20 protein-coding genes are annotated in these 22988 nt (G+C 59.5%); 1 reads left to right on the forward strand and 19 read right to left on the reverse strand.

The window, feature by feature from the left end:
• Nucleotides 1–13: 13 nt before the first annotated feature.
• The 18 genes from JY500_RS13910 to JY500_RS13995 form a co-directional block, all read right to left on the reverse strand.
• The gene (locus JY500_RS13910) at nt 14–784 is read right to left on the reverse strand and encodes a DsbC family protein (protein WP_206253275.1); all 771 of its coding nucleotides are present in this window, start codon (nt 782–784) and stop codon (nt 14–16) included.
• Between the two features lie 101 nt (nt 785–885).
• The gene (locus JY500_RS13915) at nt 886–2574 is read right to left on the reverse strand and encodes a hypothetical protein (RefSeq protein WP_206253277.1); all 1689 of its coding nucleotides are present in this window, start codon (nt 2572–2574) and stop codon (nt 886–888) included.
• A gap of 224 nt (nt 2575–2798) precedes the next feature.
• Nucleotides 2799–5240 carry a secretin N-terminal domain-containing protein gene (locus tag JY500_RS13920; protein WP_206253279.1) on the reverse strand — a complete coding sequence of 814 codons (2442 nt, stop codon included), beginning with the start codon at nt 5238–5240 and terminating at the stop codon, nt 2799–2801.
• A gap of 35 nt (nt 5241–5275) precedes the next feature.
• Nucleotides 5276–5728, reverse strand: coding sequence for a hypothetical protein (locus JY500_RS13925; RefSeq protein ID WP_206253280.1), 453 nt, complete (start codon nt 5726–5728; stop codon nt 5276–5278).
• Nucleotides 5725–6435, reverse strand: a complete 711-nt coding sequence (locus JY500_RS13930) for a hypothetical protein (protein WP_206253282.1) — start codon at nt 6433–6435, stop codon at nt 5725–5727. Before JY500_RS13930 ends, JY500_RS13925 begins: the two co-directional genes overlap by 4 nt.
• Nucleotides 6432–7169 (reverse strand): hypothetical protein, encoded by a 738-nt coding sequence (locus JY500_RS13935; RefSeq protein ID WP_206253284.1) that lies wholly within the window; start codon nt 7167–7169, stop codon nt 6432–6434. The genes JY500_RS13930 and JY500_RS13935 overlap by 4 nt, the downstream gene beginning before the upstream one ends.
• Before the next feature lie 271 nt (nt 7170–7440).
• Nucleotides 7441–8430, reverse strand: a complete 990-nt coding sequence (locus JY500_RS13940) for a type II secretion system minor pseudopilin (protein ID WP_206253292.1) — start codon at nt 8428–8430, stop codon at nt 7441–7443.
• A 50-nt stretch (nt 8431–8480) separates the two neighbouring features.
• Nucleotides 8481–9089 carry a type II secretion system protein gene (locus JY500_RS13945; protein WP_206253293.1) on the reverse strand — a complete coding sequence of 203 codons (609 nt, stop codon included), beginning with the start codon at nt 9087–9089 and terminating at the stop codon, nt 8481–8483.
• Complete coding sequence (locus tag JY500_RS13950; RefSeq protein ID WP_206253295.1) at nt 9086–9532, reverse strand: type II secretion system protein; 447 nt, start codon at nt 9530–9532, stop codon at nt 9086–9088. Before JY500_RS13950 ends, JY500_RS13945 begins: the two co-directional genes overlap by 4 nt.
• Before the next feature lie 2 nt (nt 9533–9534).
• A complete protein-coding gene (locus tag JY500_RS13955; protein WP_246479630.1) occupies nt 9535–9987 on the reverse strand; it encodes a prepilin-type N-terminal cleavage/methylation domain-containing protein in 453 nt (150 codons plus the stop codon).
• On the reverse strand, nt 9947–10390 hold the full coding sequence (gene gspG / locus JY500_RS13960; protein ID WP_206253302.1) for a type II secretion system major pseudopilin GspG: 444 nt from the start codon (nt 10388–10390) through the stop codon (nt 9947–9949). The genes JY500_RS13955 and gspG overlap by 41 nt, the downstream gene beginning before the upstream one ends.
• Before the next feature lie 10 nt (nt 10391–10400).
• Nucleotides 10401–11600 (reverse strand): type II secretion system F family protein, encoded by a 1200-nt coding sequence (locus JY500_RS13965; protein ID WP_206253303.1) that lies wholly within the window; start codon nt 11598–11600, stop codon nt 10401–10403.
• 3 nt (nt 11601–11603) lie between these two features.
• Nucleotides 11604–13367, reverse strand: coding sequence for a GspE/PulE family protein (locus JY500_RS13970; protein ID WP_206253309.1), 1764 nt, complete (start codon nt 13365–13367; stop codon nt 11604–11606).
• The gene (locus JY500_RS13975; RefSeq protein ID WP_206253310.1) at nt 13316–13732 is read right to left on the reverse strand and encodes a thiosulfate oxidation carrier protein SoxY; all 417 of its coding nucleotides are present in this window, start codon (nt 13730–13732) and stop codon (nt 13316–13318) included. The genes JY500_RS13970 and JY500_RS13975 overlap by 52 nt, the downstream gene beginning before the upstream one ends.
• Nucleotides 13733–13886: 154 nt before the next feature.
• Entirely contained in the window at nt 13887–17738 is a 3852-nt protein-coding gene (locus JY500_RS13980; protein WP_206253312.1) for a glycosyltransferase, read from the reverse strand.
• Between the two features lie 41 nt (nt 17739–17779).
• Nucleotides 17780–19081 carry an ABC transporter ATP-binding protein gene (locus tag JY500_RS13985; RefSeq protein ID WP_206253313.1) on the reverse strand — a complete coding sequence of 434 codons (1302 nt, stop codon included), beginning with the start codon at nt 19079–19081 and terminating at the stop codon, nt 17780–17782.
• Complete coding sequence (locus JY500_RS13990) at nt 19078–19911, reverse strand: ABC transporter permease (RefSeq protein ID WP_206253315.1); 834 nt, start codon at nt 19909–19911, stop codon at nt 19078–19080. The genes JY500_RS13985 and JY500_RS13990 overlap by 4 nt, the downstream gene beginning before the upstream one ends.
• Nucleotides 19905–20912 (reverse strand): NAD-dependent epimerase, encoded by a 1008-nt coding sequence (locus tag JY500_RS13995; RefSeq protein ID WP_206253316.1) that lies wholly within the window; start codon nt 20910–20912, stop codon nt 19905–19907. The genes JY500_RS13990 and JY500_RS13995 overlap by 7 nt, the downstream gene beginning before the upstream one ends.
• Before the next feature lie 214 nt (nt 20913–21126).
• Between JY500_RS13995 and JY500_RS14000 the strand changes: the two genes are divergently transcribed.
• Nucleotides 21127–21951: a hypothetical protein gene (locus tag JY500_RS14000; RefSeq protein WP_246479631.1), complete on the forward strand. Its 825-nt coding sequence runs from the start codon at nt 21127–21129 to the stop codon at nt 21949–21951.
• A 15-nt stretch (nt 21952–21966) separates the two neighbouring features.
• Here the strand turns inward: JY500_RS14000 and JY500_RS14005 are convergent, their stop codons facing one another.
• Nucleotides 21967–22965: a hypothetical protein gene (locus JY500_RS14005; RefSeq protein WP_206253318.1), complete on the reverse strand. Its 999-nt coding sequence runs from the start codon at nt 22963–22965 to the stop codon at nt 21967–21969.
• Nucleotides 22966–22988: the final 23 nt, after the last annotated feature.

Here is a 22988-nt window from a genome sequence, read left to right on the forward strand (position 1 = left end):
ACGCCGCAAGGTTTCACTTACCCGCCTTCGAGAGCGCTTCAGCAGCCCGTTCTGCGATTGCAGCGTTAATTGCAGCCTCGATCTTGTCTTTCGTAACGAAACCCGTGATGCGCTTTCCGTTTTCGAAGAAAATCGTCGGCGTGCCAGAGATTCGAACCTGGGCGCCTAGCTTCTGGTTCTCGTCGATCACGTCATTGCATTTTCGCTCGGCGGGCAGTTTGCCCTCCTTCATCCAAAGCGCCCAAGCCGCATTACGATCATCCGCACACCAGAGACGCTTGGCCTTTCCAATTGAGTCTTCGTTGATCACCGCGATCACGAAAGTGTAAATGGTAGCGTCGGGCAGGGCGTCAAGCTCTGAGCGCAGCTTCTTGCAATAGCTGCAATTTGGGTCTTCAAACGTCGCAATGACGCGCTGACCATTACCGTTAACACGCTTGAGCGCATGCCCAAAAGGTAGCGCCTGAAAATCGATCTTGGAGAGACGCTCGTTCGTCTCGTCCGTGAGGTTGCGCTTATCGGCGGTCGATATCAGTTCGCCACCGACAAAGAAATACGTAAATGCGTCATCGGAATAGAGAATTTGCCCGTTCGACAACACGATCTCGTTCAACTGGCCAACGGGCAATTTGGTGACTGACTGAATAGTACCACCCTGCTTGAGAAAGGCCTGTGCCTTCTGTCGAAGCGCCGCCTCGTCAGCCGCAACGGAAAGCGGAATCAAACAAATCGCCAGCAACGCACAGCGGCGGCTCACTGCAATCAGAGAATCGAGGAGTTTCATAGTTCGTCAACCACTTGCGACATGTATCTTGAATACCGTACTGCAAAAAAGAAAAGGGGGGTCGCCCCCCCTTTTCAGGAACTACCTGACTTCAACAAGTATTACTTGTTGTCGCCGTCAGCCTTACGGGCGTAGTCCGGACCATCATCACCCTGAGCAGCCGACACTTCGTTGACAGCGCCGGTCACCGGGTTCAGGTGGTAGTTCTGAACGCGGAGCGAGCTGCCAGCAGCCGTGAGGCGCAGGCGGGCGTTGTTGCCCGAAGCAGCAACCGTTTCCGGCAGCAGCGCTTCGATTTCAGCAGCGGTCATGTACTTGAATGCACGCGGAGCCAGGGTAACGATCTTGCCTGCGTTCAGCAGGGTACCGTCGTCCTTGATCAGCTGGGCATTCACGTCAACAGTCTGCGACTCATCGGTGTTGATGATACGCAGGACCGAGACCCAACCCGTTGCGTCCGTCTGGGCCTTCTGGATGTAGTTACGGACATCCAGCTGAACACCGTTCGAAACCAGGTTGTACATGTTGGCCGGGCAAACCGGGTTCGCCAGCTCCTTCGACGAGCCGAGCTTGGTCAGCGAACCGCTAACCAGCTTGAACTGCGAGGTGGGAACCACTTGGTCACCAGGAACCGTGTAGCACACGTACGCCGAACGAGTGGAGCTAGCAGCAGCCAGCCAATCCGCATCGTTGATCGTCGTCGAGAACGTTGCCGCGTCGAGGGCCGAATTCAGCGTGGCAGACGGAGTGGCGCCAGCGAAGTCAGACGCTTCACCCGCGCAAGCGGCGCTGGTCGACAGGTAGACGCTACCGTTCTTGACGAACTTGCCGCCGATCACGACGTTCAGCTTATCACCCGACACGTTACCAACTGCGTCAACACCGAACGTACCAGCCATCGTGTACTTGGCCAGGCCATCAGTGTCGTACAGCGATGCACGATCCTTGATGGTGATCTTGCCGAGGTTGATGGTCTTCTTCAGCGCAACGGTAACGTCGTCCGCAGCTTGAGTCGACGGAATCGACGCCGTGCTGGTGAAGATCTTGCCCAGACCGGTGGTCAGCACGTCGATCTTCGACACTTCGTTGTCGGTCACAGCCGGGCCGAACGAAGCGGACGAGGACGCGGTGATATTCAACGCAACGTTGGAAGCCAGCACCGGGGTGGTGATGATGGCGCCCGGATCGTTGGTGTCGACTTCGACATCCGAAGCGTTGGTCATCTTGGCGGTAACCGAGATCGAAGCCTGCTCAGGCGCGCAAGCGGCGTCCAGCGGGGTCTTCAGAACCGAATCAACGGCCAGCGTGAACAGCGCCGGGGCAGCACCAGCAGGAACTGCGGATGCGGAGGCCGGGGCGGCGGCGGAGAAGTCGCCGAAGGTGATCGTCGAGTTGACCGGGTAGGTCGTGCCGTCTTGGTCGGCAACGAACGTGAAGGTCACGGTCTTGTCGTCATTGCTGAGCACAGCACCGGCAACGGTGTTGGGCAGCGCATTGGCCGACGAGGGATCACGCAGCACAGCGCGGGCGTTCGCAATCGCTGCAGCGTCCCACTTGCCGCCGCTCAGGGTCAGCGCGATCTTGAAGGTGTTCGGGTTGGTGGAGCTACCCGACACCGGACGGCTAAGGTTATACGAGATAACCGGAGCCTTGAGCGACAGCGAGCTATCACCGAAGATCTCCGCAGCGAAGATCTTGTAGGTAGCCTGGATAACACCAGCGTTAGCGGTAGGGGCCGCGAGGCCTGCGATCGCACTGGTAACCAGGGCAGCGATCAGTTTTTGCTTCATGCGAAAGTTCCTTTATGAAGGAAGATTGACGACGTTTCTCTAAGCTTAGAGGGCATGTCGTGAGGGCTTCGACACCTTCTTATTGTCAGTGCGATCCTCCCACACCCGCTGTGAGTATAACAGCACTGACGACTATATACGGCTTGTTGCATTTTCGCAATCGCAGTATTGGCGCAGGTTTCCGACGAACGGTAGGCGGCAACCCGCATCAAAATTGCGCTTTCTCAATGTGACTTGCGCAGGTGGTCCAAAAGCTCTTGACGAAGCTTTTCGTCGAGAACCGGCTTTGGCCCCGGTTCGGGCTGCGGCACGACCTCGGTTTGCGCTTCGGTTGGCGCGGCCGGCGGCTTCTGGGCCGAGCTGGTCGCGGGCTTGCTGCCTGGTGGAGGCAGCACATAGGGCTTGGAGCGCTCCGGTGAAGGTGGCTGCGGCGGAGAAGCTTGAAGCGGCGCCGGCGCGGCGGACGGAATTGGCGCTGCGCCGCCATTAGGCGTTGGGACTGAAGCCGCCGGCGTTACTGCCGCGGGCTTAGGGGAAGCAATTGGAAGCGCGCCCTCGCCCTGCGTTACCTGGGCCGGGGTGGACGAGAGATCAATGTTGGGCCGCGGCATCGGGATGTCGCCGCGAATTGCTGCGCCCATGGTTCCCTCCCACCGCGCGCGGGTCTTAGGAGCTGCCCACGACATCCGGGCACGGAAAGCATCCGTTACCGCCTGCGCATCAAAATCGTCCTGAATCACGTTCGGCGTGATCAACACGATCAGTTCGGTACGATCAAGCTTGTCAGTGTTGTTCTTGAACATGACGCCGGCAACCGGGATGTCTTTGAGCAAGGGAACGCCGGTATCCGTAGCGTCGGTGGACTGTTGCATCAAACCACCCAGCAATACCGTGTTGCCATCCAGGACCGTGAGCTTGGTGTCGATCTTGCGGGTCGAAAACGTGGGGGAAGCGCTTACGCCTGTCAGGGTATTCGCTGCGCTGCTGACCTCTTGAGACACATCAAGTTCGAGGCGACCGCTTGCATGAATTACCGGGCGGACTTTGAGGATGACACCGGTTTGCCGGTATTGCACGGTCTGGAGGACACCAGCCTGAATCCCCCCCGTGTTTGTTGATTGGGTGCTCTGGATCACCGGCACCTCCTGACCAACCTGAATTGTTGCCGTTTCGCCGTTTCGGGTGACGAGGCTGGGGTTGGAGAGCACCTTGACGCGCGACGTGGAAGCCAGTGCATTGATCAGGACGCGCGGGTCGCCAAACGCATTCGATATGGTTGCCGCAAGACCACCGATCTTTGAAACGTTGAGGTTACCCATGGTACCCACATCCACCTTGTAACCATTCTGCCGGTAGGTGTTGAGCATCCACTCCACGCCCAACTGTTCGGTATCGGTAAGGCGCACTTCGGCGATGGTAACTGAGATCAGTGCGCTCTTGGCAGGCTTGTCCAGTTCCTGCAGCAAACCGAGCCATTGCTGATATTCGCTTGAGTTGCCCTGAATGATTAGGCTGTTGGTGGCGGCATTCACCACCACTCGGCTCTTCAGTTGCGTTGCCGCCTGGCCGGTCGCACCCGCCGCCGCAGCGGCCGGATTCATGATCTCTTGCAAAGTCTTAGCTAGGCCTGCAGCGTCGGTATTCTTCACCGGATACGTGAAGTAACCGGCGGTACCACGCCCCTGCCCAGGCTGATCAAGCTCCCGCGCCCAGTGCAACACGTGGTTGAGCACATCTTCACCGGCGCTGAAGACGATGATGGAATTGAGCGGGGCAACGGGCAGCAGGATGATTGGCGCTTGTCCATTGGGCTGCATGGTGGCCGAATACCCCTCAGCCTGAAGCACGTCTGTGAGGCGCTTGGCGAGCTCATCGGCGGACCAGAACACCGGTGCAACGCGGGCCGAAATGCGGCCCCGCATCGCAGGCTGGTCGAGCATCTGGATGGCTTCCATCGCGGCCTGCACATCATCGCGCTGGCCGCTGAGCAGAATGGCCTGGCGAGCAAGGTCGTCCTGCGCCTGGATCTTGCTGCCGAAGATTGTTTTAAGCCAGTTGGAGACCCCTGCGGGTGATACCGCTTCGAGTTCAACAAGCTGGAAGACGGGGCGCAGCGCGAGCGGGGTCTCGGGCATCGCGCGGCCGCGGCGGATTTCGGGCAGGTAACCGGTCTGCGCAGTATCGAGCGTGACGCGAACCAAGCTGCCATAGTCAGACACCGCGATGCCGTATGACTTGAGCACTCCGCGCGCAAGCTCTGCAACCTGACTGGGTGTTTGGGGCGACCCGGTGCGCAGGCTTACGAGGTCTTTCTTGGCCTCGACAGCCGGGTCCACTGATACATTCTTTTTCAGAATGGCGCCGTAAACCGTCTGAATGAAGGCTGTGAGCGAGACCTGCTCAAACATCAACGATGTGTCGGCGTTTTCGTTTCCGGGCTTGGGCGCAGCGGCAGAACGCGCGCCTGCACTGCTGCGCTGAGGGGTGGGTGGCGCGGGCGTCTGATAGAGGCCGGTCTCGTTTGCAAGCTGCGTGCCCCCGCCCGCCGCGCCCATGACTTCCGGGTCGCCGGGGGCTGCAGTGCCACGTTTGAGCGGGTTGATAGGATTAGGGATGAACGGCGAACCGGTGGTACAACCGACAAGCGTTGCAACCAATGCGGGCATGAGGCGCCACGGGCGTGCGCGACGGACGGGGTGCTTCATTCGGGATAGATCCTCAAAATCCGTTTCTTGCCATTTACGACGAGATAGAGGCGATCGGCCTCGATACGCTCGAGCTTGCTGCCGTCGGGCAACTTCTCGCCGGCTGCAACATTAACCGGGGGCTGCTTGCCGACTTGCACAACGACGAATCGATCGGCGCCCGAATTGACGGCAGCCAAGATGCGCCAATCGGGCGGGGTGAGCGGTGGCTCTTCAACCTTGCCAGCGTTGGCCACGCCCGGAGGAGGAGGAGGCGCGCCCCAGATAAAGCGCGATTTGAGATCGTCCCAGGCGATATTGACATCGGGGAATTCGGGCTGAACCAACTGCCAGTCGTCGGCAGCAAGGTGGCTGGATGCCGCAAGCGGCGCACGCGGGCCCGCAAGCCAGTAGGCAAGTGCCACCAGAAGCCAGAGAAAGGCTAGCAACATTGCGAGCCGACGGATCATTGCGGGAGACTCTTGCGGATGAGGGCGTCGAGCGCACCGGCTGCCTGAGGCGCGGACTGATCGACAGAGGCTGACGGGGTGTCGGGCTCTACGGTTTCGCCAATGGTGGTCCAGGTAAGCAGCGTCATTTCGAGCTTGCGCTTGGATTGGCCCGCGAAAATCGACTCGACGCGCACGTTGCGCCCAGACATGTAGATCGCTCCGAGAAAGTCCTCCAGCTGCCGGGCAGAGAATGGAAACTCGACCCTCAGACGCACCGGGCAAGGGTGATCGGCGCCCGAAGCGTTGGCTGCCGCGTCACGATCGTCAACGATGTTGAGCTTCGGGCCAATCACGTTGAGCGCCTTGAGGCGGGCGGCGACCCAATCCTGAAAGCTGGCTTGCGCTTGCGCAACCGAGGGAGCTCGCCACAGGCGCGCCTCATACGCGGTGCGCGCACGGCCCGCTTCTTGGCGACGTGCAACCCATTGCGGGCCGCTACCGCCCAGCGCTTCAAGCCGTGCCACATCGCGCCGAATGCGCGTGACTTCCTTCTGCCGGGCCTGGATATACTCCTGCCAGCTCAGTAGCCCGTAGGCGGCGACGATCGCAGCGATTGCGGCCAAACCGATTCGAAGACGCAGGTTGCCAGCAAGCTCTCGCCGCATCTCGGCAACCTGGGGAGCGAGTGCGGCGCGCGCCCGGGCAAGCAAATGCGCCGGACTCATGCGCCACTCCCGACACTTGCAGGGCGAAGCTCAGCGGTGACGACGAGCATGCGTGTGTCGTTGCCGACCTGGATGCGGACGTTGTGCAACGCTTCTATTGCCTCGAGGGCCCGCAGCAGCGCGACGCGCGACGCGTCGCCCGCCTCGATTCTGACCGCGGCGCGTAGCTTGCCGTTGCGCACATCCCATTCGTCGAGCGTAAACTTCTGCCCGTTCCCAACGCCGGCCTGCGCGACCGCAAGGAGCAGCTGGATCTGCTCCGGGCCAGCCTCATTGCCGGCCAGTTCAGCGACTGCAGCGGCATCACGTTCAGCCGCCTCGCGATCAGCCAACACACGTTCAAGCTGACTTGAGAGCGCTGCGTGGCGGGTTTGAGCGTCAGCCAGCGCGCGATTCAAGGTCAGCTGCCAAAGCGCAAGCCACAGCGCCAGCGCGCCAGCACAAAAAACGAGCATTGCATAGAACACGTACTCGGCGATCTGACCGTCTCGGACACGCGTCCGTACGACGTGAACTGCCTGAGTGGGTTTCTCAAGCCAGGGAAGTGAGGTTGGCTGCGGCCGAGGTAGGTTCGCAGAGAGACCGGCATCACGCAGAAACTCGACCCATTCCGCGTCATCGGGCGGCCGGGGCCACCAGCAGGTGATTGGTGCCCGCCCCGGTACGAGCCGCACCCCTTCGTAGCCTTCCAGGCATGCAAGCAGGAAGACACCCTCGTCGGGCAAAGCGCGCAAGAGAGGTTCTGGGCAAACAGGATTTGCAGGGCCCAGGCCGTAGTGTTCGAAGCGCCGATCGGACTCCGCTTCATCCCAATACCATGCGCAAAGCGTATCGCCCCGCTCGAACCATGCAAATGCCGTACGCGCAAACGGACTGGCCTGCAAAAGACGCAGCCGGATGGCCTGTGGCCTTGCGTGCGCGGGGAGCCGATCCCCTGACATCGAGAACCAGTGCACCACGCTGCGTGGCACAACAGCCAAAGGACGAAGCAGACTTTTGCGTGGCTCAGGGGCCGATGCCGCCACCAGGAAGCAGCGGGGCCGCTGAAGCGTCCGCATCGCCCCCGCGAGGAGGAAGATTCGGGAAAGCACTCCGCGCAGGCGCTGTCGGACGGGAATCGACCCGGTCGATGTAGAGGATACGCCAAGGGCCATAAAGACTCGCGGGAGTAATGGTGATCGCCATCCGCATCCCCCAAGCCTGCCCGGGGGGCCAATGGGTGACGAAAAGCGTATCAGAAGGAAACGTCGAAACGGGCGAGTATAACGCATTGATGGTGGCACCCCCGATGGACTCCAGCTCAGCGAGGCCGATCTGGCGCCCCGCCTTGCGCAGGTCCATCAGGACGGCGGCGCTTTCGGGGGTCACCCCGGGCACAGCGCGCAAAGCGCCTGCTGGCGCGGTATTGGGGTTAAAGAGCTGCGAAGGAACCACCGCCACAAGATCGGCGAGGCCGTTCTTCCAGATGGCGGGGTGATCTTGCCAGCGAGGGAGCCGGCGCAATTCTGCGGCCGAAATCAGCGCCCTGTTCGCCGGCGGTGGCAGGCCCAGGACGGCATAGTCGTCCGCCTCAGCACCGTTTACGCGGCGAAGGTTGTCTGTGTCGATGTAGTCGTTCAACACGTCGAGCAGCGGATCGACTTCATTCGGCGCTGCGCCAACCGAGAGCAGCAGCAGTCGAAGCCATGCCGGCGGTGCGCCGGAGAGGCTGATAAGGCCGCGCGCGTCCTGATAGGCAACAACGACGTCATCGGTCTGATGGTAAGGCGTGCCGTCAAGCTTGACCGGGTTGGCGGCGGAGCCCATTCCGTAGCTACTTCGGCGCTGGGTTGACATGCGATAAAGCGCCTCGGCACGAGCAGAGAACAAGAGTTCTTCGGCGCGGGCGCGATCGCTTTCAATCTGGGCCGTCTGCAGCGAAAGGCTCAGGCTTTCTGCGAGATATGCGGCAACGAACATGACTGCGGCCAGCACTCCAAGTGTCAGGGCCAGCACGAACCCTTGCTGGCGCGCGGGACCAGCGAATGGAAGATGGCGCCGCCCGCTCATGGTGCGCCCCCAATTCCAAAAATCCCGGCCGCGGCGGGCAGGGGCACTACCGGACCTGATGGCCGCGCAACCAGTTCGCCGAAATCGGCACCAGACTTGCCCCAAACAACGCGAACAAGCGCGGGAATCTGCGGAGGATCGTTACGATTGGGCGGCCACTGTTCAAATTCAGCACCGTCATCGTCTTGGTAGACGAAACGGACTTCCGCGCTCGGGAATGCATGCAGTTCAGCCTCGAGCGTTGCATCGCGGTAGCGCAGGCGAGTGACTTGCTGCTGGCGGTCAACAACCAAGGACAGGGTGAACTGCGTTGGCATGCCTTCGCTGGAGGCACTCACAGGCCGCAACGTCAGGCCCGACAACGCCGTGGACTCACCTTTGAATACCTGGGGGCTCAAACGTTCGCCCGGCTGCAAGCCTTCGATGAGATCGCGAAACCACGCATCAGCCAAGGCGCCGCCAGTGGAATCCGAGGTCACCTCGTTCAGCTTGAGCTGAATGCGGAACGCTTGCTGGAGCGATTCCATCAGCAACGCGAAAACCATGCTGGTGATTGCAAGCACCACCAGCATTTCCAAGAGGGTGAAACCAGCGCTACGCTTCATTCGGCAGGGGACCATCCCGGTAGAAGGGCTTGCCGTACGCGCCGATATCCAACTTGGTCGAGTTCAAGCAAGAACCACGGCGAACCAGCCCTGACCGCCTGAACTTTGAGATCGTAGAACCCGACCTGAAAGTTTCCTCGCCCCGAGGGGAAGCCAATGGCATCCATCGCTGGCTCCTTAAGTTGGCTCGTCCATTCGATCCGGTAGGCGCCAAAATCGTGCTCGCCCGCTGGCCGATTCATCGGATTAATGCTCTTGCAGTATTCGAGAATGTTGAGTCGGGCCGAGCGCTCAATGCTGGCATCACGCACACGATTCAGCGAAGAGAGACTGCTATTCATCCAGGCGAACAGCCCCGCCCCCAAGGTGGCGACCAACGTCAGTGCAACAATGGCTTCAAGCAGTGAGAAGCCTTGCTGGTTGTAAAGCGAGCGAGGAGACATGACTACTGCGCCTGGCGCGGCAAGCAGAACGGTGGGTCCAGGATGAGTCGACGTTGCAAGCCGCCCGGTGCGACAAAGACGATATCTCCGCCAGAACATGCACCGTTGGCACCAAACAGTATCTCGCGGTCAATCGTCACGCCAAAGCCTTCAGGCAGGGAGAACGGAGGACGGCCATCGGTCAACGGCTTTTCCAGGATATCTTGAGTGAGCTTGAGCGCCCCGCCCGACGCGATAAGCCGTTGCCTCAACAACGAAATCTGACGCTCAAGGAGCCGAAACCCATTGTCGATGCGCCTGCGCTCAAGCGCATCCGATATTCGCGGCGCTGCCAGCCCCGCAAGAAGCGAGGTGATCAGCAGCACAACCAGCAATTCGAGCAGCGTAAAACCCGTCGCGCCGGAGACGACGACGTTACTGCGCCTTGCGTGTGGGCGCGATTCCGACATCGGCATCAATGCCCTCGCCGCCTTCCTTGCCATCAGCGCCGAGCGAGTAGAGATAGAACGGGCGGCCATCAGGCCCGGGCGTGCGATAAACGTAGGCGTTGCCCCATGGATCCGCTGGGATATCTTCGTCCAGGTACGGGCCTTTCCACTTGGACTTCGCCTTGGCGTCGTCGGGCGCCTTGTTCAGTGCAGCGAGTCCTTGTTCCGTGGTCGGAAAGGTGCCCGTATCAAGCCGCATCGTCTCAAGCGCCCCTTTGAGCATCTTGACCTGCGTTTCAGCAGTCTGGACTTTAGAAGAGTCGACCTTAGTGAAAAGCTTGGGCCCGACCAAACTGGCGAGAAGCCCGATGATGACCAGCACAACCAACATCTCGAGCAGAGTGAAGCCTTGAGAAGCGCGCACGCGCATGAATGAACCCCTAAATCGTCAGATTGCTCAGGCTCGCGATCGCAAGCATGATCCCGACCATGATGATACCAATCGCGGCACCAATGATCAGAATGGTCACCGGCTCGATCAGTGCAAGCAATCGTTTCATACGGTTGCGATTGACGCCGGTCCAGTAGCTGGCGACGCCCTTAAGCATGCGGCCAAGTTCACCAGAACGCTCTCCAACCCGGACCATACTGACGCCAGTCGGGTCCACAACACGGTGCAACTCGAGGGCGTCGGCCAAGCGTTTCCCCGCTTTTACGTCTCGCTGCGCCAGATCAAGTCGATGCGAGAAGTTTGTGAGGACGGATGAAGCGCGAGCTTGTTCAAGTGCGTCGATAATCGGCACTCGATTCTCGACGAGTACGGCCAGAATCGAGCTCCAGCGCGCGACTGTCATGGACTCAACCCACGGCCCAAGGAAAGGCAGCGAGGCCGCAAGGTTCAACATGCGATTGCGGCTATCGCGCTGCTTGAGCGCACGCGCAAGAAGAATTCCGAGCACGACCAAGGCGGCGAAGATGGGCAGCATATGCTCGCGAAAGAAAACGCCGCCCTGCAGCACCCAGACCGAGATGGTTGGCAAGTCCGCCTTCGGATTCTTCAGCATGCCGGCGAATCTGGGCACGACGACCGCAAAAATCAGCATTACGGCACCAATGCCCGTCGCGATCAGAATTGCTGGGTAAACGAGCGCGTTTCTCGCCTCCTGCCGCGTCTGCTCGTCGTAATCCATCTGATCCGCCGCATCGTGCAAGGATGGGCCAAGCTTCCCTGTCAGTTCGCCCGTGCGCGCCAGAACGTAGACATAATCGGGAAACTCGACAGGCAGCGCTGCCAGCGAGGAAGAAAAGCTCTCGCCAGCAAGCAAGCGCACTTTCAAATCGGAGAAAGCAGCACCAATACTGTCGTTCCGATGTGCATGTGCAAGATTCTCGATTGCCTCCACCAGACCAACGCCCGAAGTCAGTAGCGTGGCAACCTCACGGATGGCCAAGGCGCGCTGAGCAGACGTTGCAGCCCGATTGCCTGCGCGGCGGGAGACGCGCTCGCGAGCCACGTTGACACTCAAGGGAACAAGCCCCCGTTCAGTCAGGAGATCGATTGCCTGCGACTCGGAATCGGCCGTGAGCTGCCCAGACACCTCAGCCCCAGAAGCGTCAATCGCACGATACTTGATCTCCACCCGTCAAACCCCTTCACTGCCTGCGACGCGCATGACTTCGGCGAACGTCGTTACGCCACGCCAGACCTTGATCAGCCCGTCGCCTGACAAGGTTCGCCATTGCGCCCTCTCCCCCTCGGTAAGCGCGTCCAATGTAACGCTGCGAGCTGCGATTGCAGCTCTCATGCTGTCGGAGACCGGGAGGAATTCATAGATACCAATCCGCCCTCGAAACCCGCTACCAAGGCAGCTATCACAACCGACCGGGCGCCTGACATTTGCATCGCCCAGCAACGCACGTTGCTCGAGCGAAAGCACCCTATCGAGCAATGCAACTTGCTCGGGCGTTGCAACGCCACGCTCCGAACACGCGGGGCAGAGTCGCCGCACGAGGCGCTGAGCGAGCACACCGCGCAACGATGATGCAACCAGAAACGGTTCGACGCCCATATCGATCAATCGATTGAAGGCTGACAACGCATCGTTCGTGTGCAAGGTGGAAAAGACCATATGGCCGGTCAACGACGCTTGCACTGCAATCTGCGCGGTTTCGAGATCGCGGATTTCGCCGATCATGACTATATCCGGGTCGTGGCGCAGAATCGCCCGGAGCGCACTCGCAAAGGTGTAACCAATCTCAGGTTGAACCTGGATCTGGGTGACGCCATCGAGGTGGAACTCCACGGGGTCCTCGACCGTAATGATCTTGTTCGTGCGGTCGTTAGCGAGAGTCAATGCAGTGTATAGCGAGGTGCTCTTGCCGGAACCAGTGGGACCTGTGACAAGGACGATGCCGTGCGGCTCTGAGATCCAGTGCTCGAAGATCGCGCGGTGATCCGGTTCCATACCCAAGGCGTCGAGCGAGAAATCGCCTCCCCGCTCCTTTGGGAGCAAGCGCATGACAATCGACTCCCCCCATACACCAGGGATTACCGACACGCGCACATCAGATTCGATACCACCGGCGCGAATTGTGAAGCGGCCATCCTGCGGCAGACGGCGTTCAGCAATATCAAGTTCCGAGATAAGTTTGATACGCGATACCACAGCGTCAAACTTCTCCCGCGAATAAGCTTCGATCGCCTTCAGAACACCGTCAACCCGCGCCCTCACGCTGAACCCGAACTCTTCGGGCTCCACATGAATATCTGATGCGCGGGCGTCGGTTGCTCGCGCAAACAGACTATTGACAAGTTCAACAATCGGCGCCTCTTCCGCGAGCTCTTTCAAATGATGGAGCTCGTTCAGATTGACGCTCCGCGCCCCCTCGCTGCGTTCGATCTCATCGAACAGCCGTTCGAGATCGCGGGTGCGACACAACTGCCAAGCGTAAAGGCCTGCATTTGGAAACTGTGCTCGAACAATCTCGCGCATTGAGGACTTGATCGGATCTTTGGCGGCGACGTGCAAAACCTCGTCGTCTGACCGCCAGACGGCCACCATGTGCTGACGCCCCCAACGGAGGGCCATCCGGGCCTCGGCCATCGTAGTACGCACGGCCTCCTTGTATTCAAGCAGGGTGGCGGGCTCGAGCAGGCGAAGGCCGAGTTGCTCGGCCAGAACCGGCAGAAAGGCGTCTTCAGAGATTGCACCTCGCTTGATCAGCAGGGCGCCTATGCGTTCGCCCGGAGCCCTCTGCTGCATCACTAGTGCCTGATCAAGTTCCTCCTCGGAGATGAGTTCGGCCTTGAGCAGCAACTCGCCGATGCGCAGACGCGGCACTTCATCGCGAGCGCTTACCTCCACGATTCCGTTGCCAAGCGTAGCGTTTTCTGAGCGAAGAACCATTTGCCTTCCGACTTTACGAGAGCCTTGACCACGCCAGTCTTTTTCGCCGAGATGGCGAAGAAAAACTCGGCATCCTGAACGGGGCGCATTGCAAATCCCGCCAACACGGGCTTGCTCTCCCGCTCATGAAGCAGCACTACCGCTTCCACAGAGGGCAGCGCCGCCTTGATGCGCACAGGAATCGCAGCCGTGCGGTCATAGATGTCCGGAACATCAAGCAGGATTCTGGGGCTCTCCTGAGCAGAAGATGCTCCTAGAGCCGACATGGCGGCCTGAACGCCTAGGGCGTCGAAGAGTCCTTTCGGAAGGGTCGGCAGGGTCGGATCAAGCTCCGCCGGGAATTTCGTGACAGAGTCAGTAGGCACCTTAGCCTCACCCTTGCTAGCTGGCTTCGCAGGGGCGGATGGCGACACGCCTTCCGCGACTGGACAGCACAGCATGGCAACGAGAGCAACGCTCAGACCGTATCGAAGCATTCCCGCAGATTCCCGAAATTGAACTGACGACATTGTATGAGGCTCATCGATATTCGTGCGGCGCCCAAGGGCCCCACTTCTCCTCATAAATCTGCTTGTTGCGTTCGAAGAGCCTCCTGCGCTCACCTTCCGGGAGGCGTCCGAAAGACGCCGAGTGCTCGTGATGGACAAACACATCCTCAGCCAGGCGCAGCGCGAACCCCGCCTTCTCAATGCGCCGGCAGTAATCATCGTCTTCAAACCAACCAAGACCATAGTCCTCGCACAGGACGCCACACCGATCAATCGCTGCTCTCGGGAGCATCACGCAAAAAAAGGCAAGTGTCCGCATCGGGCGCGAGCGCCCGGCGTGGGCGAGGGTGTAGCACTGACTCATTCCCTCCATGTGTTCAAGACTATCGTAGGCGATGTCAATCTTTGCCTCGTTCCCGATGCTGTTCGTGACCGGACCAAGTAGACCGATGCCAGGTGTTCGTTCGAAATGGCGGACCAGCGTGCGCACCCAACCAGTGGTAACGACGGTGTCGTTGTTCAGCAAGACAATGTAGTCACCCGTCGCCGCATGGATGCCAACGTTGTTGCCTGCAGCATAGCCAAGGTTCTTTTCGTTCAGAATGACAATCGCGCTTGGGTGCTGATTTGCAAAGGTTCGCAGGAAATCCGGCGTACCGTCCGTAGACGCGTTATCAACTACGATCAGTTCGAGGTTCGGGTAATCACTGCGTTCAAGCACGCTGGCAAGACAGGCCTTCGTCAGGGCAAGGTTGTTGTAGCACAGCACAATCACGCTAACTCGCGGGGCGGGAATGGCCTCCGTCGCTTCTATAAGTACCCGAGCTCGCTCAGCCCAGGTGTTGGACGCAGCAAACGCAATACGACGATCAATCAGCTCCGAAGTCTCACCTTCGCCACTCAAAGCCTCTCTCAGCGCCGCCTCAAACGCTTCGGCCGAGTCTGCGCAATAAACAAGACTTGAGAACTGCGACATTTCGGGGAGTTGCGTTGCAACGACTGGCTTTCCGGCTGCAAGGTACTCGTAGACCTTGACAGGATTCGTGGCAAGGGTGAGCGGAATGATCTTGAAGGGCAGTAAGCAAACATCGAATCCGTGCAGATGCAGAGGCAATTCGGTATAGGGACGCTCGCCGAGCATCATGACATTATCGTAACGATTCAGTCGCCTTCCCGCACCAACAGTGTCGTTGCCGATCAGAACAAACAAGCATTGAGGAAAGGCAAGAATGAGCCGCTCGAAGAGGTCGACATCGAACCACTCCGCAATAGCGCCAAAGTATCCAACTATCCGGCGACCTGCGACGTCGCGAATGACCTTCTCAGGGACGACAGAAAAATGATCGAAATCGCCGGCGTTACGGATAGTGATGTTTTGCCGCGCGCGAGCACCAACCTCGTGCTCAAGCCACGCGCTGGATGTGACGACCAAATCGGCCTCGCGAATCAAACGACGTTCGAGTTCGACAACGCCATCTGGAACACCTCCAAACCCCTCATGGTGATCCATACAGTCGTACACGGTCTTTGTATTGGGCAAGGCCGCTGCTAACGCCCCCCAGAAGGCGTGCTCCACTATGCCGATCGTGGCGGTGGACCGAGTCTCTAGCATCCACCGCGCCAGACCGTTCTGCAGCGTGTCTAGCAAAGGTTCCGAAGGCACCTCGCCGTAAATTGCCGGACTACCGGCCGCATGAAGACGCACTTGGTAGAGAGGCAAGTCCGAGTCAAGCCGTTCAAGCGCGAAACCAGGCTCCTGACTATCAACAAAGGCTGGTGAAACAAAGAACACACGGTGGCCGCGCCGCGCGAGCTGGCGTGCGATGTGTTGAGGCCGCTGAATGCGAAAGTGCCAATCAATGATGCCAAATACGAATACATCACGACCCGACGCCGCTGGCAGCACAACCTGAGGCACCAAGGTTGGCACCACTGCTGGAACAGCAGCAACTGGAGCCTGGTATCGTTGACGCATGCGCCCATACAGGCTTCGCAAGCCAGCCTTAAGCGCAGGCGGAACCGGAAGCGCCCGGAACGCCGCGCGCGTCACCTTGGCCACGTTTCGCTTGAAGAAAAAACGCAACGGATGCGCTTCCAAGCCCTTTGCCCACTTTGACACATCCTCGATCTGAGCTTGCATCACGCCAATGCGCGCCCGAGCCTCAGACAGTGCATCCAACGTTATACGATGGGCCTCGGACTGCTGCGCGAGTAAAGCCTCACGAGACGACAATACCGACTCCAGATTCGACCGAACGCGTTGCAGCTCTCCATCAATTCGCTCGGCGTGAATCCGGCTATCCGCCAATAACCTTGATAGCTCGACGACTTCGCTTACGAGTTTTGAATTATCGCCTCCAAGTCGCAACACGCTCTCTCGATGCGCTAACTCTTCCTTCCTCTTCGAATTATCGGCAGAGAGCCGAGCGGCTAGCGCATCGCCCAATGTTGCCAATACCTCGGTCACGTCCGGCCCTTGACCAAACAAGTCGCTGCGCCACGGATAGGAAAGCTGGCCAGGGTCATATTCCTGGATGCAGCCCAGAGCGGCAAACAGATAGCCACGTGAGAAATCCGGGATAACACCACTACGGTGAATCTCGCACAACAGATCGCGAGTAGCTGGCTCGCAGTCAGGAAGCGAACGTATAAAGCTCTCTGTCCACGACTCGCCCATGAAGGCGTGACCTAGATACTTAAGACCCGCCAGGTAGAAGGCCTCGGAAAGATCAGAGGTAGGCACCTCTCGCCCAAACGGCCAACCCTCGCGGGAGGTCTTGATAATCCTCCAAACCCAGTACCAATAACAGGCGCGATTGGGGACGAGAACCAAAACATATTTGCGACTTCTGCTGGCCATCCCCCGCAAGAAACGCGCCTGCTCTTCTACCGTGTAGTGCTCCAAAACACCGGAATTAAAAACGAGGTCGTAGTCTGGGCTACGCAAGGCGAAAGCATCATCCTCGATCAATTCACCGACGACCCCCGCGCGCGCGAACTGGCGGGACGCATGATTGAGCGCCGCCGGCGAGAAATCGAGCACCGCGACGTTAAACCCGCCATCGCGAGCCAATGCGACACTCTGATTGCCTCCGCCGCAACCAGCTTCCAGCACTCGCGCCCCCTGCGGGAGCAAGCCTTTGATCGCTTTGACTAGCTGTTGATTAAACTCGGCGGTCGGCGCGTCTATATCGTGGTCCGGTAAATCACGGTAATAGGCTTCCCACTTGGACTTCTCTTTTTCTGAAGCCTCCAGCGCCAACAGCTCTCGACGGCATTCAGGCGATCCGTAAATCGCTAACAACTGCTTTCCGCTTGGCCAAGCTGAAGTCGGCACATCGATCACTGCTATCCGAATTCGTTCCAGCCTCTCTAGACGTGACGGCCAGCTGGTCTCGCTAAACGACGCGAGGTGGAACTCCGATAGCGGCGCCTCAGCATAGGGGACAAGGATGGCGAGAAACTCCCCTGCCATTCCAGCAATGCGATGGGCCACCTCGATTGGCGCCTCAAAATGCTCAAGACAATTGCTGCAGAAGATCGCGTTGGCCGAGGGAAGCCGCTCGGGGCTACTGGCGAATTGGTAAGACGGGTACGATTCCGAGGCTCGCGCGACCGCGAGTTCGGCAACATCCAACCCCATTACCACGGCTGACGGGAAGGCTCTCGATAGTTCGTCAACACCCTGCCCCAACGCGCAGCCCCAGTCAAGAATCCGGCGATCAGCTTCGCCGAGCCACTTCCGCTCCGCCGGGCTCAACCCCTCGATCAGAGCGAGCATGAAGGCTCGCGTCTGCGAGCCACCATCATAACGGTCCCATTCGCTCTTGAAATACTCATTCCACCATGCAGGTGTATTTACGAGAGAGGCTTGCTCATTCATTCAATGTCTACTCTTGCTCATTGATTGCGCCGACCAGCGCATCAGTTTTCATGGCGCGCCGGGTTGCCGCTAAATATTACCGCTGGCTTAACGAAGGAAAAGACTCGCTCCTCTGAGACCACTTTTAGGGTCAGAGCGTGCTCCACAAAATCGAGGTAGCGAGGGGTTTCCGACATACGATCCTCAACAGCAACAACTAGCACGTAATCATCTGGCGCGAGAATGTTCTCAAACTCGAAAGTCGCCTCGAAGGCCTCACCGGCACGCAAGGCCCGATACCGCCAGCCATGGCAGTAGGACGTATCAACGATGAGGTCCAGTCCTTTGCGATGCTTTAAAGAGAAGGCCAAGCTAAGATGATCCAGCGACAGAAGAACCTGGGCCCGCGCGACAATTCGGAGACTGATGCGCGCGCCGCGCTCGAAGACGTTCGCCGAAACAAAGCCCTCAGAATAAATTGACACAGCCTCGATAAGCGCCTCGCGGCTCCCCCAGCGCCCGTCCACCAACGATGACACCGTGGCTGACAATCCTGGCAGTTCATCGCCGACGTCCGACTTGGAGGGTGCACCAACGGCCGCAGCGGTCGAAAGCGCAGGCGCCTCATCGGCAAACACAGACCGAAGATAGCGAGAGGTCACCTCTGGCGCGTCACCATCCGCTCGCAACAGACCTCCCTCAATCCACAATGCTCGGCTACACAAACTTCGTACCGCCTGTACATCGTGGGAAACGAACAGCAAAGTCGTGCCGCCATCTTGGAGTTCCCGCAACTTGCGAAAGCACTTAGCCTGAAACGGCGCGTCGCCAACCGCGAGCGCTTCGTCGACGATCAGGAGGTCGGGCGAAGCATGCACATTCACCGAAAAGGCAAGTCGTACGAACATTCCCGACGAATAAGTCCGAACAGGTTCGTCGATGAAATGGCCGATGTCGGCAAAACGCAGGATGTCCTCCATCCGGGTTTCGATCTGAGCCTGCGTCAGCCCCAAGAGGGTTCCGGCAATAAGGACGTTCTCGCGTCCAGAAAAATCGGGGTCGAAGCCTGCGCCCAACTCAAGTAAGGCAGCCATACGCCCGGCTACCCGCACCGAACCCTCGGTCGGCGCCAGCACTCCCGCAAGTAACTGCAATAGCGTCGACTTACCTGCGCCGTTACGGCCGACAATCGCAACCGTCTCGCCGCGCGCCACTTCGAACGTTGCGCCCCGAAGCGCCCAGTAGCCGCCAACAGTCCGAGGCTGGCCCAAGAGCGTTCTTACGAACAGGCGCCCCGGCGACTCGCCTCCGTAGCACTTGCCAAGGTTGGTTGCTGCAATGATCGGTTCTGAGATAAGACTCATACGAGATCGGCAAAGGCTGGGCTCAAACGCCTAAAGAGCCAGCACGTCATGGCAATAAACAACCAAGCGGCTATCGTAACTACCAGAAAAGCGGACCGGTCGAAAGCGCTTCCGGTGATTAGGGCTGATCGAATACCTTCGATCAGCCACGCAAGCGGATTGGCATTCAGAACCGGCCTAAGAGGTTTCGGCACTGCATCCATAGCGTAGAAAACCGGGGAAACATAAAGAAGCGTCGTAGCCAGAAATGGAACGATCTGCCCTAGGTCGCGAAAGAAGACGCCAAGCGCAGCAAACAGAAAACACAACCCTCCACCGAGCAGCATCACTGGCAGAAGCCATAGCGCCACGAGCGGGCCTGTAATGGGCACGCCACCTTTGACAACCACTACGAACACGACCAACACTGCGAGATAAGCCAGCAAATGAAAGGCCGCCGAAAATACAGGCACCCAAACCAAGGCTTCGAGCGGGAAGACGACCCGCTTTACAAAGCTCGGATGCGACCTAACGACTGTATGCGCTCGCCCAAGAACATCGGAGATGAAGCCATGTAGCACCAGACCGGAAAACGCGAATACGGCGAAGCTACCGACCCCCGTCTCGGTCGGAGACCAGCGTGAGCGAAAGATCAACCCGAAGAAAAACGCGAATACAGCTAATAGCAGCAGGGGCGACAGCAGGCTCCAGGCAACTCCAAGCATAGACCCCCGGTAACGTGCTGCGATATCGCGCACGGTCAGCCGAAAGATCAACCTTCGGTGCTGAATCAACGTTCGTGCAGGCAGAAACGCAAAACGCAGAAAATCCGATCCAACCCGAGTCAGCATCGGTAGTAATCGCGATACCAAGCCACAAAACGCGAAACGCCTTCCGCAATCAGCGTGTTGGGGCGATGACCGGTCCACGCTGTCAGTGCAGAAACATCAGCAAATGTCGCGGGTACGTCGCCAGGTTGAATCGGAAGCAGTTTTTTTTCCGATGTTTTTCCAAGCGCAGCCTCAATGGCCTCAATGAAACTCATCAATTCAACCGGCCCCTGATTACCAATATTGAAGACGCGATATGGTGCACGAGCCGTGGCCGGGTCGGGGGTTTGGGGGTCAAACTGGGGGTTGGGCTCTGCCGGGCGATCGAGTGTATGGATTACACCTTCAACGATGTCGTCGATGTAGGTGAAATCGCGCTGCATCTTACCGTAGTTGAAGACGTCGATAGGACGGCCCTCAAGGATAGCTTTGGTGAAGAGGAACAAGGCCATGTCCGGCCGGCCCCAGGGGCCGTATACGGTAAAGAAGCGCAGACCGGTGGTCGGCAGGCCGTATAGATGGCTGTAAGTGTGGGCCATCAACTCGTTGGCCTTCTTCGTCGCAGCGTAGAGGCTGACCGGGTGGTCGACGCTGTCAGACTCGGAGAACGGCATCTTCTCGTTGCCGCCGTAAACGCTTGAACTGCTGGCGTAGACGAGGTGCTGCACGTTCGTATGGCGGCAGCCTTCGAGAATGTTGGTGAAGCCAACGATGTTGGATTCGATATAGGCGTGAGGGTTGATCAACGAGTAGCGCACGCCGGCTTGCGCCGCCAGGTGCACAACGCGGTCGAACTTCTCTTCGGCGAACAGTTTCTCGATCGACGGACGATCGGCAACGTCCATCAGGACGAAGCGGAAATTCGGATGCGGGGTCAGTCGCGCCAGGCGGTCGCGCTTGAGTTGGGGGTCGTAGTAGTCGTTGAGGTTATCAAGACCAACGACAACATCGCCGCGCTCAAGCAAGCGCAGGCTGGTGTGCATGCCGATAAAGCCGGCTGCACCGGTTACGAGTACTTTCATTGCGGGCCACCTGATCCCTCAATGGCGTACCCGTTCCGTGACGAAGTCACGAAACAGTCGGCCTCGGGGAGAGAAGTTGAACGGTTAGTATCTCTAGTGGATACCTGCCGAATTGTTGCATCACCCCGACCAGGCTCCGACCAGCGTGCTGCAGTGCGGCGCGGATTATCTCACAGGGCCGGTAACAGGCAAAACTGCGCCGGCAGTGAGACTGTTGCAGATCAAGAACACGCGCCGGCGGGGGTTTGCTGCGCCTCGTGGCATCATCGGCCGCATGTGGAAACGCATCCGAATCACGGTCCTGCTACTCATTCTGGCTACCGTCGCGCTGGAGACGTGGCGCGCACAGCGCGCCGCAACAAGCTGGCGCGACACGCTGCAAGTCGCGGTGTACCCGATTAACGGCGATGGTAGTTCCGCCGCAGCGCAACGCATTCAGGCGCTGGAGGCCGACAGCTTCGTCGACATCGAACAGTTCATCGCCGAAGAGGTGAAACGATACGAGGTGCCAACCCTGCAGCCGGTACGGCTCAACCTGCAGCAAGCGCTGAACACGCTACCGCCATCACCACCCGAACGACCGGGCGTGCTCGATTCCGTGTTTTGGAGCCTGAAGTTGCGTTGGTGGGTATGGCGCCTGCCAACCCCCACCCTGCGCCCCAATGTCCGTCTGTTTGTCGTGTATCACGAGGGGAGCGCCGGCAGGGTGCCGACCTCACACGGGCTGCAGCGTGGGCAGATCGCGATTGCGCATGTGTTTGCCGACAAGGCGATGCAACGGAGCAACGCGGTGGTCATTGCCCACGAGCTATTGCACACGCTGGGGGCGACGGACAAATACGACCCTGCCACGCTGGAGCCAATCTATCCGTCCGGCTACGCCGAACCCCTTGCGACGCCTCGGCTGCCGCAGCGCTTTTGTGAGCTGATGGCCGGGCGGCTGCCGGGGTTCAGCGCACCGCCCGAACAGCCGCGAAGCCTCGCACAATGCCTGATCGGCGAACAGACTGCGCGCGAAATCGGGCTGCTACACCCATAACTGCAGCGCGTCCAGTCAGCGCATCGACGTCGGAGCGGGCGGTTCGTGCAAACGCTCAAGCAGGCGCTCCACAGCCAGCACTGCGGCGGATGGCAGACCGACGCGTACGCTGGCCGCGCGGCCATGGCCGATCAGCAGGCAAAGCTCTGACCCATATTCGACGCTGCTCAGCGTCCACGCAACCGGGAAGCCGCGGTTCACATAGGTTACGACCTTGCCCCAACGATCGAGACTTCCGTGAGGCTGGCCCTCGCGCGGAGGCAGAGCGTCAAGAATCGCGAACAGACAGCGTGCGGTCGCAGCCAGCAACCCCGCCGGTGCCGGGTCGCGCGACCGCCGGCCAGACGCAGCGGCCTGCCAACTCGCCAGCCCGAGCAAGGGCCCGCTGCTGGGTGCGGATTCCTGCAGCGCACTGCGCAGCTTGAACGACAGCGCGTCGACGGACTCCGCCGCGACATCCACGCGGGCGGCCGGTACAAAGGGATCGGGAAATCCATCCAGCACCATACGAACCACGGCGCGGAAGAGATCAGAGACCACCATGTTGAACGCGATCACGCAACTGCTGCTGGGATCACCCGAATCGAGCCGCAACTCGCCGTGAAGCAATAATTGCGAGAACGTCACCAGTCTCGTTTCGGCAAAGCGCGCCTCGTACAACCTGACTTCGCCATTGGCCACAAACGCGGCAAACCAGAAACCGTCGCCAACCGCCAACAGGTTCTCGTCAATGCACAAACCGTAGGTATCAAACAGTGGCGTATGGATGATCGCGCGTGGCGGCGTTGCGCCAAAGCGGGCCACGAGCGGCGCGCGGAAGACCTCGGGCACGTCCTCGATACGATCGAGCCCCTCTGAGAACGGAAGTTGTCGGCCTGCGCTGCGCCCGAATGCCGCTTGGGTGACCTGCGTGCCCATGATCTTGCCTCCCTGATTCGTTCGATCCGTTGGCCGCACGACCGCGCAGCCCCAATGCCACCATTTCAGTCTAGATCGCCGCACGACGAGCGCCACCTGCCGGTGCAGACATGCCTTAG

Origin of the sequence: Niveibacterium microcysteis, assembly GCF_017161445.1 — a bacterium.
In the GTDB taxonomy this organism is placed as follows: domain Bacteria; phylum Pseudomonadota; class Gammaproteobacteria; order Burkholderiales; family Rhodocyclaceae; genus Niveibacterium; species Niveibacterium microcysteis.

Bases quoted from the DNA above. Each gene is read 5' to 3' on its own strand.
- JY500_RS13910 (WP_206253275.1), bottom strand. From the start codon at position 784: ATGAAACTCCTCGATTCTCTGATTGCAGTGAGCCGCCGCTGTGCGTTG.
- JY500_RS13915 (WP_206253277.1), bottom strand. From the start codon at position 2,574: ATGAAGCAAAAACTGATCGCTGCCCTGGTTACCAGTGCGATCGCAGGC.
- JY500_RS13920 (WP_206253279.1), bottom strand. From the start codon at position 5,240: ATGCCCGCATTGGTTGCAACGCTTGTCGGTTGTACCACCGGTTCGCCG.
- JY500_RS13925 (WP_206253280.1), bottom strand. From the start codon at position 5,728: ATGATCCGTCGGCTCGCAATGTTGCTAGCCTTTCTCTGGCTTCTGGTG.
- JY500_RS13930 (WP_206253282.1), bottom strand. From the start codon at position 6,435: ATGAGTCCGGCGCATTTGCTTGCCCGGGCGCGCGCCGCACTCGCTCCC.
- JY500_RS13945 (WP_206253293.1), bottom strand. From the start codon at position 9,089: ATGAAGCGTAGCGCTGGTTTCACCCTCTTGGAAATGCTGGTGGTGCTT.
- JY500_RS13950 (WP_206253295.1), bottom strand. From the start codon at position 9,532: ATGTCTCCTCGCTCGCTTTACAACCAGCAAGGCTTCTCACTGCTTGAA.
- JY500_RS13955 (WP_246479630.1), bottom strand. From the start codon at position 9,987: ATGCCGATGTCGGAATCGCGCCCACACGCAAGGCGCAGTAACGTCGTC.
- gspG (WP_206253302.1), bottom strand. From the start codon at position 10,390: ATGCGCGTGCGCGCTTCTCAAGGCTTCACTCTGCTCGAGATGTTGGTT.
- JY500_RS13970 (WP_206253309.1), bottom strand. From the start codon at position 13,367: ATGGTTCTTCGCTCAGAAAACGCTACGCTTGGCAACGGAATCGTGGAG.
- JY500_RS13980 (WP_206253312.1), bottom strand. From the start codon at position 17,738: ATGAATGAGCAAGCCTCTCTCGTAAATACACCTGCATGGTGGAATGAG.
- JY500_RS13985 (WP_206253313.1), bottom strand. From the start codon at position 19,081: ATGAGTCTTATCTCAGAACCGATCATTGCAGCAACCAACCTTGGCAAG.
- JY500_RS13990 (WP_206253315.1), bottom strand. From the start codon at position 19,911: ATGCTGACTCGGGTTGGATCGGATTTTCTGCGTTTTGCGTTTCTGCCT.
- JY500_RS13995 (WP_206253316.1), bottom strand. From the start codon at position 20,912: ATGAAAGTACTCGTAACCGGTGCAGCCGGCTTTATCGGCATGCACACC.